The organism is Pseudomonas sp. Irchel s3h14, assembly GCF_900187425.1.
GTDB lineage: Bacteria > Pseudomonadota > Gammaproteobacteria > Pseudomonadales > Pseudomonadaceae > Aquipseudomonas.
The window spans coordinates 220,617-237,160 of record NZ_FYDJ01000004.1; the positions used below are offsets into that span (position 1 = coordinate 220,617).

10 protein-coding genes are annotated in these 16,544 nt (G+C 60.8%); 7 read left to right on the forward strand and 3 right to left on the reverse strand.

Translation table 11 applies throughout. The annotated features are described in order from the left end of the window. Positions 1–145 precede the first annotated feature (145 nt). The 6 genes from CKW16_RS10265 to CKW16_RS10290 all read left to right on the forward strand — a co-directional run bounded on the left by CKW16_RS10265 (position 146) and on the right by CKW16_RS10290 (position 12,343). Entirely contained in the window at positions 146–1,462 is a 1,317-nt protein-coding gene (locus CKW16_RS10265; protein WP_095128311.1) for an MdtA/MuxA family multidrug efflux RND transporter periplasmic adaptor subunit, read from the forward strand. Further along, positions 1,459–4,563 carry an MdtB/MuxB family multidrug efflux RND transporter permease subunit gene (locus CKW16_RS10270; RefSeq protein ID WP_095128312.1) on the forward strand — a complete coding sequence of 1,035 codons (3,105 nt, stop codon included), beginning with the start codon at positions 1,459–1,461 and terminating at the stop codon, positions 4,561–4,563. Before CKW16_RS10265 ends, CKW16_RS10270 begins: the two co-directional genes overlap by 4 nt. Then, positions 4,560–7,667: an efflux RND transporter permease subunit gene (locus CKW16_RS10275; protein ID WP_095128313.1), complete on the forward strand. Its 3,108-nt coding sequence runs from the start codon at positions 4,560–4,562 to the stop codon at positions 7,665–7,667. Before CKW16_RS10270 ends, CKW16_RS10275 begins: the two co-directional genes overlap by 4 nt. Continuing rightward, positions 7,664–9,145 (forward strand): efflux transporter outer membrane subunit, encoded by a 1,482-nt coding sequence (locus CKW16_RS10280; protein ID WP_095128314.1) that lies wholly within the window; start codon positions 7,664–7,666, stop codon positions 9,143–9,145. Before CKW16_RS10275 ends, CKW16_RS10280 begins: the two co-directional genes overlap by 4 nt. A gap of 276 nt (positions 9,146–9,421) precedes the next feature. Continuing rightward, entirely contained in the window at positions 9,422–11,503 is a 2,082-nt protein-coding gene (locus CKW16_RS10285; RefSeq protein WP_095128315.1) for a bifunctional diguanylate cyclase/phosphodiesterase, read from the forward strand. 93 nt (positions 11,504–11,596) lie between these two features. Further along, positions 11,597–12,343, forward strand: a complete 747-nt coding sequence (locus CKW16_RS10290; protein ID WP_095128316.1) for an SDR family oxidoreductase — start codon at positions 11,597–11,599, stop codon at positions 12,341–12,343. A 119-nt stretch (positions 12,344–12,462) separates the two neighbouring features. Here CKW16_RS10290 and mapR read toward each other — a convergent pair whose 3' ends face one another. The 3 genes from mapR to CKW16_RS10305 all read right to left on the reverse strand — a co-directional run bounded on the left by mapR (position 12,463) and on the right by CKW16_RS10305 (position 15,877). Continuing rightward, entirely contained in the window at positions 12,463–13,872 is a 1,410-nt protein-coding gene (gene mapR / locus CKW16_RS10295; RefSeq protein WP_033054711.1) for a GntR family transcriptional regulator MpaR, read from the reverse strand. A 130-nt stretch (positions 13,873–14,002) separates the two neighbouring features. Further along, complete coding sequence (gene ccoG / locus CKW16_RS10300) at positions 14,003–15,448, reverse strand: cytochrome c oxidase accessory protein CcoG (protein WP_095128317.1); 1,446 nt, start codon at positions 15,446–15,448, stop codon at positions 14,003–14,005. Between the two features lie 195 nt (positions 15,449–15,643). Next, positions 15,644–15,877, reverse strand: a complete 234-nt coding sequence (locus tag CKW16_RS10305) for a DUF3203 family protein (protein ID WP_095128318.1) — start codon at positions 15,875–15,877, stop codon at positions 15,644–15,646. 137 nt (positions 15,878–16,014) lie between these two features. Between CKW16_RS10305 and CKW16_RS10310 the strand changes: the two genes are divergently transcribed. Continuing rightward, positions 16,015–16,521 carry an MgtC/SapB family protein gene (locus CKW16_RS10310; RefSeq protein WP_095128319.1) on the forward strand — a complete coding sequence of 169 codons (507 nt, stop codon included), beginning with the start codon at positions 16,015–16,017 and terminating at the stop codon, positions 16,519–16,521. Positions 16,522–16,544: the final 23 nt, after the last annotated feature.

Here is a 16,544-nt window from a genome sequence, read left to right on the forward strand (position 1 = left end):
GTCCAGGCCGTTTTCATTTGTGCTTCAGTGTCTTAGATAAATCTCCTGTTACGTAAGCCGAAGGTAAATTGCCGGTAAAGCCGCTTTGCTTAATGCCCGCCAGTGCTTATCGTTCAGCCTCCTGTAGAAGAAGCCCACGCGCCCAATGGTTGATCATTCCATGCAATCCTCCGTTTCCCGTAGTCCCCGTCGCTGGCTGTTTGGCCTGCTTGTCCTGTTGGTCATCGCTGGCCTGTGCTGGAAATTCTGGCCCGCCGGCACTGCCCAAAAAGAGGGCGCAGGGCAAAAAGCCGTTGCTGGGCATACCGGCAGGTCGGGGGGGATGCGTCCCGGTTTCGGCGGCGCAACCGGGCCGGTTCCGGTGCGTGTCGCGCCAGCGGTCAAGGGTGACTTCCCGCTGTACTACAAGGCGCTGGGCACCGTGACGGCGCTGAACACCATTAATGTGCGCAGCCGCGTCGGCGGTGAGCTGATGAAGATCTCCTTCGAGGAAGGGCAGATGGTCAAGGCGGGCGATCTGCTGGCTGAAATCGACCCGCGTCCGTACCAGAACGCCTTGCTTCAGGCCGAAGGCACGTTGTTGCAGAACCAGGCACAACTGAAAAACGCCCAGGTCGATGTGGAACGCTATCGCGGCCTGTATCGCGAAGACAGTATCGCCAAGCAGACCCTGGACACCGCCGAAGCACTGGTGGGCCAGTATCAAGGCACGGTCAAAACCAATCAGGCGGCAGTCAACGACGCCAAGCTCAACCTGGAATTCACCAAGATCCGCGCCCCGATTGCCGGACGTGTGGGCTTGCGTCAGCTGGATGTCGGCAACCTGGTGGCAGCCAACGACACCACCGCGCTGGTGATCATCACCCAGACCCAACCGATCAGTGTGGCCTTCACCTTGCCGGAAAACAGCCTGGACACCGTGCTGGCCCGTTATCGCACCGGCGCCAAACTGCCCGCTGAAGCCTGGGACCGTGGCGACACCAAGTTGCAGGCCACCGGCGTCTTGCAGAGCCTGGACAACCAGATCGACGTCACCACCGGGACCCTGAAATTCAAGGCTCGTTATGAGAACCGCGATCAGGCGCTGTTCCCGAATCAGTTCGTCAACGTCCACCTGCTGGCCGACACTCTCAAAGACGTGGTGCTCGCACCTTCGGCAGCGATTCAGTTCGGCACCAACGGCACGTTTGTCTACGCCCTGGACGGCGACAAGAAAGTCGCGATTCGTCAGTTGAAAGTCGGCGCCAGTGACGGTGAAAACACCGTGATTACTGAAGGCCTGGCCCCTGGGGATCGCGTGGTCCTTGAAGGCACCGACCGCTTGAAGGAAGGCAGCGAAGTGGAAGTGGTCAACGACACCAAGGATGTACCGACCACCCCGACCGGGCACCTGCAAGGAAAATCGGCCGTCACGGCGCCTGACGCGACAACCACCGACAAGGCGAAAAAGGGCGGCGCATGAACATCTCGCGACTGTTCATCCTTCGTCCGGTAGCCACCACCCTGAGTATGCTGGCCATCATCCTGGCCGGCGTGATCGCCTATCGGCTGCTGCCGGTATCGGCATTGCCTCAGGTCGATTACCCGACCATCCGCGTCATGACGCTGTACCCCGGCGCGAGCCCGGATGTCATGACCAGCGCCGTGACCGCGCCCCTTGAGCGTCAATTCGGGCAGATGCCCGGCCTGACCCAGATGGCGTCGACCAGTTCCGGCGGCGCTTCAGTGCTGACCCTGCGTTTCAGCCTCGACATCAACATGGACGTCGCCGAGCAGCAGGTGCAGGCGGCGATCAACGCCGCGACCAATTTGCTGCCCAAGGACCTACCGGCGCCGCCGGTGTACAACAAGGTCAACCCGGCGGACACCCCGGTGCTGACCCTGGCCATCACCTCCAAGACCATGCTGCTACCCAAGCTCAACGATTTGGTCGACACGCGCATGGCGCAGAAAATTGCCCAGATCAGCGGCGTCGGCATGGTCAGCATTGCCGGCGGCCAGCGTCAGGCCGTGCGGATCAAGGTCAACCCCGAGGCGCTGGCGGCCAATGGCTTGAACCTGTCGGACGTACGCACTTTGATCGGCGCGTCCAACGTCAACCAGCCCAAGGGCAACTTCGACGGCCCGACCCGGGTGTCGATGCTCGATGCAAACGATCAACTGACCTCGCCCAAGGATTACGCCAACCTGATTCTCGCCTACGCCAACGGCGCGCCGTTGCGGCTCAAGGACGTGGCAGAGATCGTCGATGGCGCGGAAAACGAACGTCTGGCGGCGTGGGCCAACGAAAGTCAGGCGGTGTTGCTGAACATCCAGCGTCAGCCCGGTGCCAACGTCATCGAAGTGGTTGACCGGATCAAAGCCCTGCTGCCAAGCATCACCGACAACCTGCCGGCCGGTCTCGAAGTCACTGTGCTGACCGACCGCACCCAGACTATTCGCGCCTCGGTCACCGACGTGCAGCATGAGTTGTTGATCGCCATTGCGCTGGTCGTGATGGTGACCTTCCTGTTCCTGCGTCGGGCCAGCGCCACGATCATTCCGTCGGTCGCGGTCCCACTGTCGCTGATCGGCACCTTCGGCGTGATGTACCTCGCGGGTTTCTCGGTCAACAACCTGACCCTGATGGCACTGACCATCGCCACCGGTTTCGTGGTGGACGATGCGATCGTCATGCTGGAGAACATTTCCCGATTTATCGAAGAGGGCGATAGCCCCCTGAATGCGGCGCTCAAGGGCGCCAAGCAGATTGGCTTCACGCTGATCTCTCTGACCCTGTCGCTGATCGCCGTACTGATTCCGCTGCTGTTCATGGCCGACGTGGTAGGGCGGTTGTTCCGCGAATTTGCCATCACCCTGGCGGTGGCGATCCTGATCTCCCTTGTCGTCTCTCTGACCCTGACGCCGATGATGTGCGCACGGTTGCTCAAGCGTGAGCCCAAGGAAAAAGATCAAGGCCGTTTTTACCGAACCAGCGGCGCCGCAATTGATTGGATGATCGCGGCTTACGGGCGCAAGTTAAAGTGGGTTCTCAAGCATCAACCGCTGACCCTGATGGTGGCCATCGGCACGCTGGCGTTGACCGTGTTCCTTTACATGGTGGTGCCCAAGGGCTTCTTCCCGGTGCAGGACACCGGGGTGATCCAGGGTATTTCCGAAGCGCCGCAGTCGATTTCCTTTGCGGCCATGAGCGAGCGGCAGCAGGAGCTGGCCAAAGTGATCCTGGCGGATCCGGCGGTGGAGAGCCTGTCGTCCTACATCGGCGTTGACGGTGACAACTCGACGCTGAACAGCGGTCGTCTGCTGATCAACCTCAAATCCCACAGTAATCGCGACCTCAGCGCCACCGAGGTGATCGCACGCCTGCAACCGGAACTGGACAAGCTCATCGGTATTCGCCTGTTCATGCAACCGGTGCAGGACCTGACCATCGAAGACCGCGTCAGCCGGACTCAATACCAGTTCAGCATGTCGTCGCCGGATTCCGAGCTGCTGAGTCTGTGGAGCAGTCGCCTGGTGGAAGCCTTGGCCCAACGGCCGGAGCTGACCGACGTCGCCAGCGATTTGCAGGACAAAGGCCTGCAGGTCTATCTGGTGATTGACCGCGATGCGGCGTCGCGGGTCGGTGTGTCGGTGTCGAACATCACCGATGCGCTGTACGACGCCTTCGGTCAGCGGCAGATTTCCACCATCTACACCCAGGCCAGCCAATACCGCGTGGTGCTGCAATCGCAGTCCGGCGAGAAGATCGGCCCGGAGGCGCTGAACCAGATTCACGTGAAAACCACCGACGGCGGGCAAGTGCGCCTGTCCAGTCTGGCGCACATCGAGGAGCGTCAGGCACAACTGGCGATCACCCACATCGGTCAGTTCCCGGCAGTGATGATGTCCTTCAACCTCGCACCCGGCGTGGCGCTGGGGCATGCGGTGGAAATCATCGACCAGGTGCAGAAAGACATCGGCATGCCGATTGGCGTGCAGACCCAGTTCCAGGGCGCGGCCGAGGCTTTCCAGGCCTCGCTATCGAGTACCTTGCTGCTGATTCTCGCGGCAGTGGTGACCATGTACATCGTGCTCGGTGTGCTTTACGAGAGCTACATCCACCCGATCACCATTCTCTCGACCTTGCCCTCGGCGGCGGTCGGCGCCTTGCTGGCGTTGCTGTTGAGTGGCAATGACCTGGGCATGATCGCGATCATCGGCATCATTTTGTTGATCGGTATCGTGAAAAAGAACGCGATCATGATGATCGACTTTGCCCTCGACGCTGAACGCAATCAGGGCATGGACCCGGAAACGGCGATCTATCAGGCGGCGTTGCTGCGTTTCCGGCCTATTCTGATGACCACACTGGCGGCGTTGTTCGGCGCGGTGCCGCTGATGCTGGCGACCGGTTCCGGCGCGGAACTGCGTCAACCGTTGGGTCTGGTGATGGTGGGTGGCTTGTTGGTGAGTCAGGTGCTGACGCTGTTTACCACGCCGGTCATCTACTTGTATTTCGACCGCCTCGGTCGGCGCTGGGGTCGCAAGCCTGAAGCCGTGGAAGCGGTAGAACAGCCATGAACCTGTCCGGACCTTTCATCAAGCGCCCGGTCGCGACGATGTTGCTGAGCCTGGCGATCCTGCTGCTGGGCGGCGTGAGCTTCGGCCTGTTGCCGGTGGCGCCGTTGCCGCAGATGGATTTTCCGGTGATCGTGGTTCAGGCGAGTCTGCCCGGTGCAAGCCCTGAGGTCATGGCCTCGACCGTGGCCACGCCGCTGGAGCGCTCCTTCGGCGCCATCGCCGGGGTCAACACCATGAGCAGCCGCTCCAGCCAGGGCTCGACCCGGGTGATTTTGCAGTTCGACCTCGACCGCGACATCAACGGCGCGGCGCGGGAAGTGCAGGCGGCGATCAACGCTTCGCGCAATTTGCTGCCGAGCGGGATGCGCAGCATGCCGACCTACAAGAAGGTCAACCCGTCCCAGGCGCCGGTCATGGTGCTGTCGCTGACCTCCGACGTACTGGAAAAAGGCCAGCTCTACGATTTGGCCTCGACGATTCTGTCCCAGAGCGTGTCTCAGGTGCAGGGTGTCGGCGAAGTGCAGATCGGCGGCAGTTCCTTGCCGGCGGTGCGCATCGAGCTCGAACCGCAGGCGCTCAACCAATACGGCGTGGCGCTGGACGATGTGCGCAACACCATCGCCAACGCCAACGTGCGCCGCCCCAAGGGCTCCGTCGAAGACGGCCAGCGGCTGTGGCAGGTTCAGGCCAACGATCAACTGGAAAAAGCCAAGGATTACGAGTCGCTGATCATTCACTACGCGGACGGCGCGGCCCTGCGCCTGAAGGACGTGGCCAAGGTCAGCGACGGCGTCGAAGACCGCTACAACAGCGGTTTCTTCAACAACGACGCGGCGGTACTGCTGGTGATCAACCGCCAGGCCGGCGCCAACATCATCGAGACGGTCAACGAAATCAAGGCTCAACTGCCGGCGTTGCAGGCCGTGTTGCCGGCCAGCGTCAAACTGAACGTGGCGATGGACCGGTCGCCGGTGATCAAGGCGACCCTGCACGAAGCGGAAATGACCCTGCTGATTGCCGTGGCGCTGGTGATTCTGGTGGTGTTCCTGTTCCTCGGTAACTTCCGCGCCTCGTTGATTCCTACCCTTGCGGTGCCTGTGTCGCTGGTCGGCACCTTTGCGGTGATGTACCTCTACGGATTCTCCCTGAACAACCTGTCGCTGATGGCGCTGATTCTGGCCACCGGGCTGGTGGTGGACGATGCCATTGTGGTGCTGGAGAACATTTCCCGGCACATCGACAAAGGCGTGCCGCCGATGAAGGCCGCGTACCTGGGGGCGCAGGAAGTCGGCTTCACCTTGCTGTCGATGAACGTCTCGCTGGTGGCGGTGTTCCTGTCGATCCTGTTCATGGGCGGGATTGTCGAAAGCCTGTTTCGCGAGTTTTCCATCACGTTGGCGGCGTCCATTGTGGTGTCGCTGTTGGTCTCGCTGACGCTGACACCGATGCTCTGCGCCCGCTGGCTCAAGCCGCATACGCCGGGTGAGGAAAACCGTTTGCAACGCTGGAGTCAGCGCGCCAACGAGTGGATGGTCGGCAAATACGCCACAAGCCTCGACTGGGTGCTGCGTCATCGCCGGTTGACCTTGCTTAGTCTGATAGTGACAGTCGGCGTTAACATTGCGTTGTATGTCGTTGTACCTAAAACATTTATGCCTCAGCAGGACACTGGTCAGCTGATCGGTTTCGTGCGCGGCGACGATGGGTTGTCGTTCAGCGTGATGCAGCCAAAAATGGAAACCTTCCGCCGCGCCGTGCTCAAGGATGACGCGGTGCAAAGCGTCGCCGGCTTCATCGGCGGCACCAACGGCACCAACAACGCCTTCATGCTGGTGCGGCTGAAACCGATCAAGGAACGCAACATTTCTGCGCAAAAGGTCATCGAACGCCTGCGCAAGGAAATGCCCAAGGTTGCCGGTGCGCAGCTGATGCTGATGGCCGATCAGGACCTGCAGTTTGGTGGCGGTCGTGAACAGTCCACGTCGCAGTATTCCTACATCCTGCAAAGCGCCGACCTTGGCGAGTTGCGCGAGTGGTATCCGAAAGTCGTGACTGCGCTCAAGGCTTTGCCGGAATTGACGGCGATTGACGCCCGTGAAGGGCGCGGCGCCCAACAGGTGACCCTGATCGTCGACCGTGATCAGGCCAAACGCCTGGGCGTCGACATGGACATGGTCACCGCGGTGCTGAACAACGCCTACAGCCAGCGGCAGATTTCGACGATTTACGACAGCCTTAACCAGTATCAAGTGGTGATGGAGGTCAATCCGAAATATGCCCAGGACCCGATCACCCTCAAACAGGTTCAGGTGATCACCGCCGACGGCGCGCGGATTCCGCTCTCGACCATCGCTCATTACGAAAACAGCCTGGAAGACGACCGCGTCAGCCACGAAGGCCAGTTCGCCTCCGAGAGCATTTCCTTCGACATGGCCGAAGGCGTGACGGTGGAGCAGGGCTCGGCGGCCATCGAGCGGGCCATCGCCAAATTGGGTATGCCGGAAGACGTGATCGTGAAAATGGCCGGCACTGCCGACGCTTTCGCCGCGACCCAGAAGAGCCAACCGTGGATGATTCTTGGGGCACTGGTGGCCGTGTATCTGGTGCTCGGTGTGCTGTATGAAAGCTACATCCATCCGCTGACCATTCTCTCGACCTTGCCATCGGCCGGGGTCGGCGCGTTGCTGTCGATCTATGCGCTGGGCGGTGAGTTCAGCCTGATCTCGTTGCTCGGGTTGTTCCTGCTGATCGGCGTGGTGAAGAAAAACGCCATTCTGATGATCGACCTGGCCTTGCAGCTGGAACGGCATCAGGGCATGGCGCCGCTGGAGTCGATTCGCAGCGCTTGCCTGCAGCGTCTGCGGCCGATTCTGATGACCACCCTGGCGGCGATCCTCGGCGCATTGCCGTTACTGCTGAGCCGCGCCGAAGGTGCGGAAATGCGTCAACCGTTGGGCCTGACCATTATCGGCGGATTGATCTTCAGCCAGGTGCTGACCCTTTACACCACCCCGGTGGTTTACCTCTATCTCGACAAACTGCGCCATCGCTTCAACCACTGGCGTGGGGTGCGTACCGATGTTGCTCTGGAAACTCCGCTATGACTGACCGTTCGCTTATCACTCTGGCTGCACCGCTGGTAACGGCCCGAGGCTCGCGTTTGTTGAGCCTGGCGCTGTGCGTGGCGATGCTCAGCGCCTGCGCCATCGGCCCGGATTACCAGCGCCCGCAAGCGGCTGCGCCGGCGCAATACAAGGAAGCGGCAGGCTGGCGTCAGGCCAATCCCAGCGATTCCCTGGCCCGTGGCGCCTGGTGGGAGTTGTATGGCGATCAGCAACTCAATGGCCTGATCGAAAAACTCAACAGTGCCAACCAGACCGTCGCGCAGTCCGAAGCCCAGTACCGTCAGGCCCAGGCCTTGGTGCGCAGTGCCCGTGGCGCGTTTTTCCCCACTGTGGACCTGACCGTCGGGAAAAACCGCTCCAGCCAGGGCACCGGCAGCAGCAGTTCGAGCCTGACCAGTTCTTCCAGCGGGATTCGCGACACTTACACCGCACAGGCCGGGGTCAGTTGGGAGGCCGATGTTTGGGGCAAGCTGCGCCGAGGACTGGAAGCCGACACCGCCAACGCCGAGGCGAGTTATGCCGATCTGGCGGCGATGCGCTTGAGCCAGCAGTCGGAACTGGTGCAGAACTATCTGCAATTGCGGGTGATCGACGAGCAGAAACGCCTGTTGGAGGCGACGGTCGAGGCCTATCAGCGCTCGCTGACAATGACCGAAAACCAGTACCGCGCCGGCGTCTCCGGCAAGGATGCGGTGGCACAGGCTCAGACTCAGCTCAAAAGCACCGAGGCTGACATGGTTGATCTGATCTGGCAGCGCGCCCAGTTCGAGAACGCCATTGCCGTACTGATCGGGCTACCGCCGGCCGAGTTCAGCCTGGCTGAAAGCAAAGACATTCCTGCGTTGCCCGAGATACCGCTGAGCCTGCCTTCGCAATTGCTCGAGCGCCGCCCGGACATCGCTTCCGCCGAACGTTCGGTGATGGCCGCCAATGCCAACATCGGCGTGGCCAAGGCGGCCTATTATCCGGATTTCACCCTGAGTCTGAACGGTGGTTACAGCAGCAGCACTTCTTCCAACTGGATCAGCGTGCCGAACCGCTTCTGGTCGGTCGGACCGCAATTGGCCATGACGTTGTTCGACGGCGGCCAGCGCTCCGCGGAAGTTGACCGCAGCGAAGCGGCCTACGACGAGACCGTGGCCAAGTATCGCCAGACCGTGCTCGATGGCTTCCGTGAAGTGGAAAACTATCTGGTGCAGCTCAAGGTCCTGGAAGACGAAGCGGGCGTGCGCCAGGAAGCACTGGACGCGGCGCGAGAGTCCTTGCGCCTGACCCAGAACCAGTACAAGGCCGGTGTGATCGCTTATCTGGGCGTGGTGGTCGTTCAGGCCACAGCGTTGAACAACGAACGCAGCGTGCTGAGCCTGTTGCAGAGCCGATTGATTGCCAGCGTGCAGTTGATCGCGGCGCTGGGCGGTGGCTGGGATGGGGCGTTACAAGTGACCGAAAAAGAGTAGGCGCAACCCAACTGATCGTTCCCATGCTCTGCGTGGGAATGCAGCCCGGGACGCTCCGCGTCCCTTTCGAGAGCTGGAACGCAGAGCGTCCCTAGAGGCATTCCCACGCGGAGCATGGGAACGATCAGCGGGGGATGTCAGTTAATGTGAAACCTTAAAACAAGCGTTTCATCGGCTTGATGGCCCTTTGCTTATTTTGTCAGTGCGTTCTTTTGCGCAATCAGTACAATCGCCCGATTTGCCCCCCGAGAACGGAGGGCTGTCGCGAGTAGTCTCATGCTTATCGGTAGCTATTCCCCCACGCTGGTTGTCATCTCGCTTTTTGTGGCGATTCTCGCCTCCTATACCGCGCTCGACCTGACTGAACGCATCGCCACGGCCAAGGGCCGGGCCGTGCATCTATGGACGGCGGGCGGCGCCTTTGCCATGGGGGTTGGCGTGTGGTCGATGCATTTCATCGGCATGCTCGCATTCAAATTGCCCATCGACCTCGGTTACGACGTCGGCATCACGTTGCTGTCACTACTGACTGGCATCCTCTCCTGCGGCTTTGCCCTGTGGCTGGTCAGCCAGCCAAAATTGCCAGCCTGGCAATTGGCGTTCGGCGCGCTGGTCATGGGTTCCGGGATCAGCGCGATGCACTACACCGGCATGGCCGCCATGCGCATGCAGCCGGGTATCGATTACGATCCGACCCTGTTCGGCGCCTCGCTGCTGATCGCCGTAGTCGCCTCGGGCGCTGCGTTATGGATCGCGTTCCGCCTGCGCCAGCACACACCTTATGTCGGCCTGATCCGTGGCGGTGCGGCGGTGATCATGGGTTTCGCGATTGTCGGCATGCACTACACCGGCATGGCGGCGGCGCGTTTCCCGGATGGCAGTTTCTGTGGCGCGGCCGTCAGCGGCCTGAACGGCAAAGGCCTGGACAATCTGGTGCTGATCACCACCCTGGCAGTGTTGAGCCTTGCCTTGCTGACCTCGATCCTCGATGCGCGCCTTGAGGCCCGCACCGCAGGCCTTGCTCACTCATTGACCGAGGCCAACCGCGAACTGACTCAACTGGCCCTGCATGACACCCTGACCGGCCTGCCGAATCGCGTGTTGCTGGCTGACCGCATCGATCAGGCAATGTCCATGGTGCAGGAGCAGGGCGGTTGTTTCGCGTTGATGTTCATCGATCTGGACGGTTTCAAACCGGTCAACGATGCCTTTGGGCACCATATGGGCGATCTGTTGTTGCGAGAGGTCGGCTTGCGCCTGCGTGAGGATTTGCGCAGCCATGACACCCTGGCGCGGATCGGCGGTGATGAATTCGTTTTATTGGTGCAGCTCGGCGAACAGAATGACGCATTGAACCTGGCGGCCCGTCAGGTCGGGCTGATCGGGCGTTCGTTCCGGGTCGGCGAACATGACTTGCAGATTTCCGCCAGTGTCGGCATCGCGATATATCCGGGCAACGGTGAAACCGCCGAGGAATTGCTGATGAACGCTGACGCGGCGATGTATCACGCCAAGGGCGCCGGGAAAAACGGCTACAGCTTCTTCGATGCCTCGATGAACAACAACGCGCGCAAACAGCTGCAGTTATTGCAGGACTTGCGTATCGCCATTGATCAGCAGCAATTCAGTCTCTATTACCAACCCAAGTTCGATGCCAACAATGGCCGGCCGGTCGGCGCCGAGGCGTTGCTGCGCTGGGTGCATCCGACCCAGGGCATGCTGCTGCCGGACAAGTTCATCGAACTGGCGGAAAAAACCGGGCTGATCATTCCGATTGGCGAATGGGTGCTCAACGAAGCCTGCCGTCAGATGCGCGAGTGGTACGTGCTCGGGTACACCGACTGGCGCATCGCGGTGAACCTTTCAGCCTTGCAGTTCTGCAACGCGGGTCTGGTCCAGAGCGTCGCCAAAGCCTTGGCCACTCACCATTTGCCGGCCAACAGCCTGACCCTCGAGATCACTGAAACCACCGCCATGAGCGATGCCGATGCGAGCATGACGGTGCTTCAGGAGCTGTCGACAATGGGGGTCGACCTGTCGATCGATGACTTTGGCACCGGCTATTCGAGCTTGATGTACCTCAAGCGCCTGCCGGCCAACGAACTGAAGATCGACCGGGGTTTTGTCCGCGATCTGGAGCGTGACAGCGATGACGCCGCCATCGTTTCTGCCATCGTCGCCCTCGGCCAGGCACTGGGGTTGCGGATTGTCGCCGAAGGGGTGGAGACCGACTCACAGCAAGACTTCCTGACGCAACTCGGTTGTGATTCGCTGCAGGGCTATCTGCTCGGGCACCCGCTGCCGGCCGAACGCTTCATGGTGGATATTCTGCGTGCAGAGCAATTGGCGGTGAGTTGAGAACAATGTGATTGATGTGAGCCCATGCAAAAGCCAGCGATGGCGGTTATTCTTGGCCCCGACTGCTAACGCTTGGAATGGGGGAAATTTCGCATGGACAAAGTCATCGTCATCACCGGCGGCAGCCGCGGTATCGGCGCCGCCACAGCCCTGTTGGCCGCCGAACAAGGCTATCGGATCTGCATCAACTACCTGGCCGACGAATCCGCTGCGCAAACTGTGCTGGAACAAGTCCGCGCCCTCGGCGCCCAAGCCATCGCGGTGCGTGCTGACGTCAGCATCGAAGATGAAGTGATCGCGCTGTTCCACCGCGTGGACACTGAGTTGGGCCGGGTCACTGCACTGGTGAACAATGCCGGCACCGTCGGGCATAAGTCGCGGATCGATGAAATGTCCGAATTCCGTATTCTCAAAATCCTCAGAACCAACGTCCTGGCGCCGATCCTCTGCGCCAAACACGCGATCCTGCGCATGTCGCCCAAGCATGGCGGGCAGGGCGGCAGCATCGTTAACGTGTCCTCGGTGGCCTCACGCTTGGGCGCGCCCGGTGAATACGTCGACTACGCAGCGTCGAAAGGTGCGCTGGATACGTTCACCATCGGCCTGTCCAAGGAAGTGGCCGGCGAAGGCATCCGCGTCAACGCGGTGCGCCCTGGTTACATCTACACCGATTTCCACGCATTGAGCGGCGACCCGGATCGGGTCAGCAAGTTGGAGTCGGCGATTCCGATGGCTCGGGGCGGACGACCGGATGAAGTGGCTGAGGCGATCGTGTGGTTGCTGTCGGACAAGGCTTCCTATGCGACCGGGACATTCGTTGATCTCGGCGGCGGGCGTTAACACTGATCGTTCCCACGCTCTGCGTGGGAATGCCTCAAGGGACGCTCCGCGTTCCAGCTTTCGAAAGGGACGCGGAGCGTCCCGGGCTGCATTCCCACGCAGAGCGTGGGAACGATCATTCAGAACGACCGCACAATCCGGCCCAACGTCTCCATCGCCTTCTCGGCAGTCTCATCCCAAGGGCTGCCGTAATTCAGCCGAATGCAATTCCTGAAGCGCTGGGTCGGTGAAAAGATCGGCCCGGGCGCAATGCTGATCCCTTGCGCCAACGCCATCTGAAACAACTTCAGCGAATCCATCTGCGGTGGCAATTCCAGCCACAGGAAGTAACCGCCGGCCGGTTGGCTGACGCGGGTTTGCGCCGGGAAGTAGCGTGCGATAGCGGCGAGCATGGCGCTTTGCTGTTCTTCCAGGGCGTAGCGCAGTTTTCGCAAGTGCCGGTCGTAGCCGCCGTGTTGCAGGTAATCGGCAATGGCCGCCTGGGCCGGCATCGACGCGCACAGCGACGTCATGAGTTTCAGCCGTTCAATCTTCTGCGCATAACGTCCGGCGGCGACCCAACCGATGCGGTAGCCGGGGGCCAGGCTTTTGGCGAACGAACCGCAGTGCATCACCAGCCCTTCGGTATCAAAGGACTTGGCCGGTTTCGGCGCCTGTTGGCCATAATACAGCTCTGCGTAGACATCGTCTTCGATCAGCGGCACTTGATGGCTGCGCAATAGCTCAACCAGTTCCTGTTTCTTCGCCTCGGGCATTGTCGCGCCCATCGGGTTCTGGAAACTGGTCATGCACCAGACAGCCTTGATCGGGTGCCGTGCCAGGGTTTGCGCGAGTACGCCAAGGTCGATGCCATCGCGCGGATGCACAGGGATTTCCACGGCTTTGAGCTTCAGCCGTTCCAGGATTTGCAGGCACGCGTAGAACGCCGGGGCTTCGATGGCCACCAGATCGCCGGGCTCGGTGACCGCTTGCAGGCACAGGTTAAGCGCTTCCAGCGCGCCGTTGGTGATCAGCAGTTCTTCCATGGGCAGCATCAGCCCGCCGACCATGTAGCGCAGGGCGATTTGTCGACGCAGTTGCGGGTTGCCCGGCGACATGTCGGTGACGACCATGCGCGGGTCCATCTCGCGGGCGGCGCTGGCCAGGGAGCGGGACAGGCGTTGCAGCGGGAACAGGGTCGGGCTGGGGAAGGCCGAGCCGAAGGGCACGGTGTTCGGGTCCTTGATCGAGTCGAGTACCGAGAACACCAGTTCGCTGACGTCGACTTCGGTGGACTCGTTGACTTGGCTGCTGATCACCGGCTCCGAGAACGGGCTCGGCGCGTGTGCGTTGACGAAGTAGCCGGAACGCGGGCGAGCGCGGATCAAGCCGCGGCGTTCGAGCAGGTAGTAGGCCTGGAACACCGTGGACGGGCTGACCCCGTAAGTCTGGCTGGCGTAGCGTACCGACGGCACGCGCTGGCCGGGGCCGAGGACACCGGAGCGGATCAGTTCAGCGATGTCGTCGGCGAATTTTTCGTAGCGTTTCATCGAGTGCCTGGATTGGTGTAATGCAGAAAAATCGAGGTGACTTCTTCGCGGGCAAGCCTCGCTCCTACAGTGTGGTGTTGGCTGTAGGAGCGAAGCTTGCTCGCGAACGGCAGCACCGCAGTCTAAGGGATCAACGGTTCATCGGCGCAACAAACCGGCTCTTCGCCACGCTATAAATGTCCGGCTCATCACTGTCGACAATCTTGAAGCTGATCGTCTGCGAACTGCTGCTCGGCCGTTCCGTGGTCATCGCCACCGACACCGGCACATCCACTATCTCGCCCGGTGCCAGGCTCAGGTCGGTCTTGCCTTGCAGCAGGAAGCCTTCGCCATCGACCAGGGTCAGAAGGTAATCCTGGCGTTGCTGGGTCTTGTTGATGACTTTCAGGCTGTAGATGTTTTCGATCTGCCCCTGACTGTTCTCGCGGAACAGGCCACGGTCCTTGCTCACGTCCAGCGAGACCATCGGTCGCTCCACCAGCGCCAGGGCAAGCGCACCGATCATCACCAGCAGGACAACGGTGTAGCCGATCAAACGCGGCCGCAACAAATGAGTCTTGCCGCCCTGCAATTGATGCTCCGAGGTGTAGCTGATCAGCCCGCGGGCGTAGCCCATTTTGTCCATGATCGAATCACAGGCGTCGATACACGCGGCGCAGCCGATGCATTCCATCTGCAAGCCGTCGCGGATGTCGATGCCGGTCGGGCAGACCTGCACGCACACCTGGCAGTCGATGCAATCACCGAGGCCGACTTCAGCCGGTGCCACGTCACGTTTGCGCGGGCCACGGTTTTCGCCACGGGCCACGTCGTAGGAGATGGTCAGGGTGTCTTTGTCGAACATCACGCTCTGGAACCGCGCATACGGGCACATGTGCATGCACACCGCTTCACGCAGCCAACCGGCGTTGATGTATGTCGCGCCGGTAAAGAACAGCACCCAGAACAGGCTGACGCCGCCCATCTGCAAGGTCAGCAGTTCTTCGGCCAGCGGCCGGATCGGGGTGAAGTAGCCGACAAAGGTCAGGCCGGTCAACAGGCTGATGGCCAGCCACAAGGTGTGCTTGGCCGAGCGGCGGATCAGTTTGTTCAGGCCCCAGGGTGCGGCTTGCAGCTTGATTCGCTGGTTGCGTTCGCCTTCGGTGAGTTTCTCGCACCACATGAAGATCCAGGTCCAGGAACTCTGTGGGCAGGTGTAACCGCACCAGACTCGCCCGGCGAACACGGTGATCGCGAACAGGCCGAACGCAGCAATGATCAGCAGCGCCGACAGCAGGATGAAATCCTGCGGCCAGAAGGTTGCGCCGAAGATGTGGAATTTGCTTTCGGAAAGGTCCCAGAGCACAGCTTGGCGGCCGCCCCAGTTCAACCACACCGTGCCGAAGAACAGCAAAAACAGAAACCCCGCGCCGCTCATGCGCAGGGTGCGGAATAAACCGGTGAAGCTGCGGGTGTGGATCAGGTTGTCGCTGGACTTGGCCTTCATCTTTGGACGCGAAGGCTCATAGCTCTGCACTGAAGGGTTGTGTATTAAAGGGGCGGTTTCTACGGTTCGGACGGGGATTCTATCGCTCATGGTCTTTCGCTCATCAGCCTCCATCAGGCCTGAGCACTATGAGCGGCGATCTGTTTGCATAACAGACTCACCTATTGCAATAAAAAGCGGATCAGATGGGCGTTGATCGGCTGCCTGCGACAAGTTGATGCACCCGCTGCAGCGGGACGCAGACACCTATATCAAGCGTCTGCGGGTGTTATTGATCCGGGTCAGTCAAATCACCGAATCACTGTCGGTGGCCTTCAGATGCTTACGCCCGTCGACTGCGCCTGCTACGGTCAATGCGTCGGCTTCTGCTTCGGTAATGTAGAAGCGCTGGCCATCGAGCTCCACCGCCGACATGGCTTTTTCCGAGTCGGTAATGATGGTGACGTCGGGACACAAACGAATTTCTTCGCCGTTCTCGGTAATGAAGAAGCAGGTCTGGCTTTCGATGCGCACAGTCATGGAGGTGTCCTTTTTTCTGCGGGTTCTAAAGTGTTAGGGCACAGCCGAGGATCATCGTTCTGTGCAACTGATTAATGGTCGGCGCGGTCCATCCTGAATAGAGCAACTTTCTGTTCAGTCATCACAAGGACAACACCATGAACGCCTGGTGGCATGAGGTTTGGGTGACCCTGCAAGCGGAGTTCGCCGACATTGGCGACGCTTCACAACTGACGCGCATTACCGTGCGCTTGCTGATGGCCGCAGTGTTGGGCGGGATTCTCGGCTTCGAACGCGAGCACAAGGGCAAGGCCGCCGGGGTTCGCACCCACATGCTGGTGGCGCTGGGGGCGGCGCTGTTTGTGCTGGTGCCGCAAATGTCCGGCGCCCAGGCCGACGCCTTGAGCCGGGTGGTGCAGGGTGTGATTTCCGGGATCGGCTTTCTCGGCGCCGGCACCATCCTGAAAAACACCGCGGACGACGAGGGCCATGTCAAAGGCCTGACCACCGCCGCGGGGTTGTGGATGACCGCCGCCATCGGTGTTTCCGCCGGTTTGGGGCGCGAGGCGACGGCGGTGCTCAGTACGTTGCTGGCATTGGCGATCTTCAGTGTGATGCCCTTTGTTGTGCAAATGATCGACAAGGACAAGGATCAAAACCCGTAAAGATCGTTCCCACGCTCTGCGTG

Coding starts and splice junctions, on each gene's coding strand:
- CKW16_RS10265 (WP_095128311.1), top strand. CDS start 146: ATGGTTGATCATTCCATGCAATCCTCCGTTTCCCGTAGTCCCCGTCGC.
- CKW16_RS10270 (WP_095128312.1), top strand. CDS start 1,459: ATGAACATCTCGCGACTGTTCATCCTTCGTCCGGTAGCCACCACCCTG.
- CKW16_RS10275 (WP_095128313.1), top strand. CDS start 4,560: ATGAACCTGTCCGGACCTTTCATCAAGCGCCCGGTCGCGACGATGTTG.
- CKW16_RS10280 (WP_095128314.1), top strand. CDS start 7,664: ATGACTGACCGTTCGCTTATCACTCTGGCTGCACCGCTGGTAACGGCC.
- CKW16_RS10285 (WP_095128315.1), top strand. CDS start 9,422: ATGCTTATCGGTAGCTATTCCCCCACGCTGGTTGTCATCTCGCTTTTT.
- CKW16_RS10290 (WP_095128316.1), top strand. CDS start 11,597: ATGGACAAAGTCATCGTCATCACCGGCGGCAGCCGCGGTATCGGCGCC.
- mapR (WP_033054711.1), bottom strand. CDS start 13,872: ATGAAACGCTACGAAAAATTCGCCGACGACATCGCTGAACTGATCCGC.
- ccoG (WP_095128317.1), bottom strand. CDS start 15,448: ATGAGCGATAGAATCCCCGTCCGAACCGTAGAAACCGCCCCTTTAATA.
- CKW16_RS10305 (WP_095128318.1), bottom strand. CDS start 15,877: ATGACTGTGCGCATCGAAAGCCAGACCTGCTTCTTCATTACCGAGAAC.
- CKW16_RS10310 (WP_095128319.1), top strand. CDS start 16,015: ATGAACGCCTGGTGGCATGAGGTTTGGGTGACCCTGCAAGCGGAGTTC.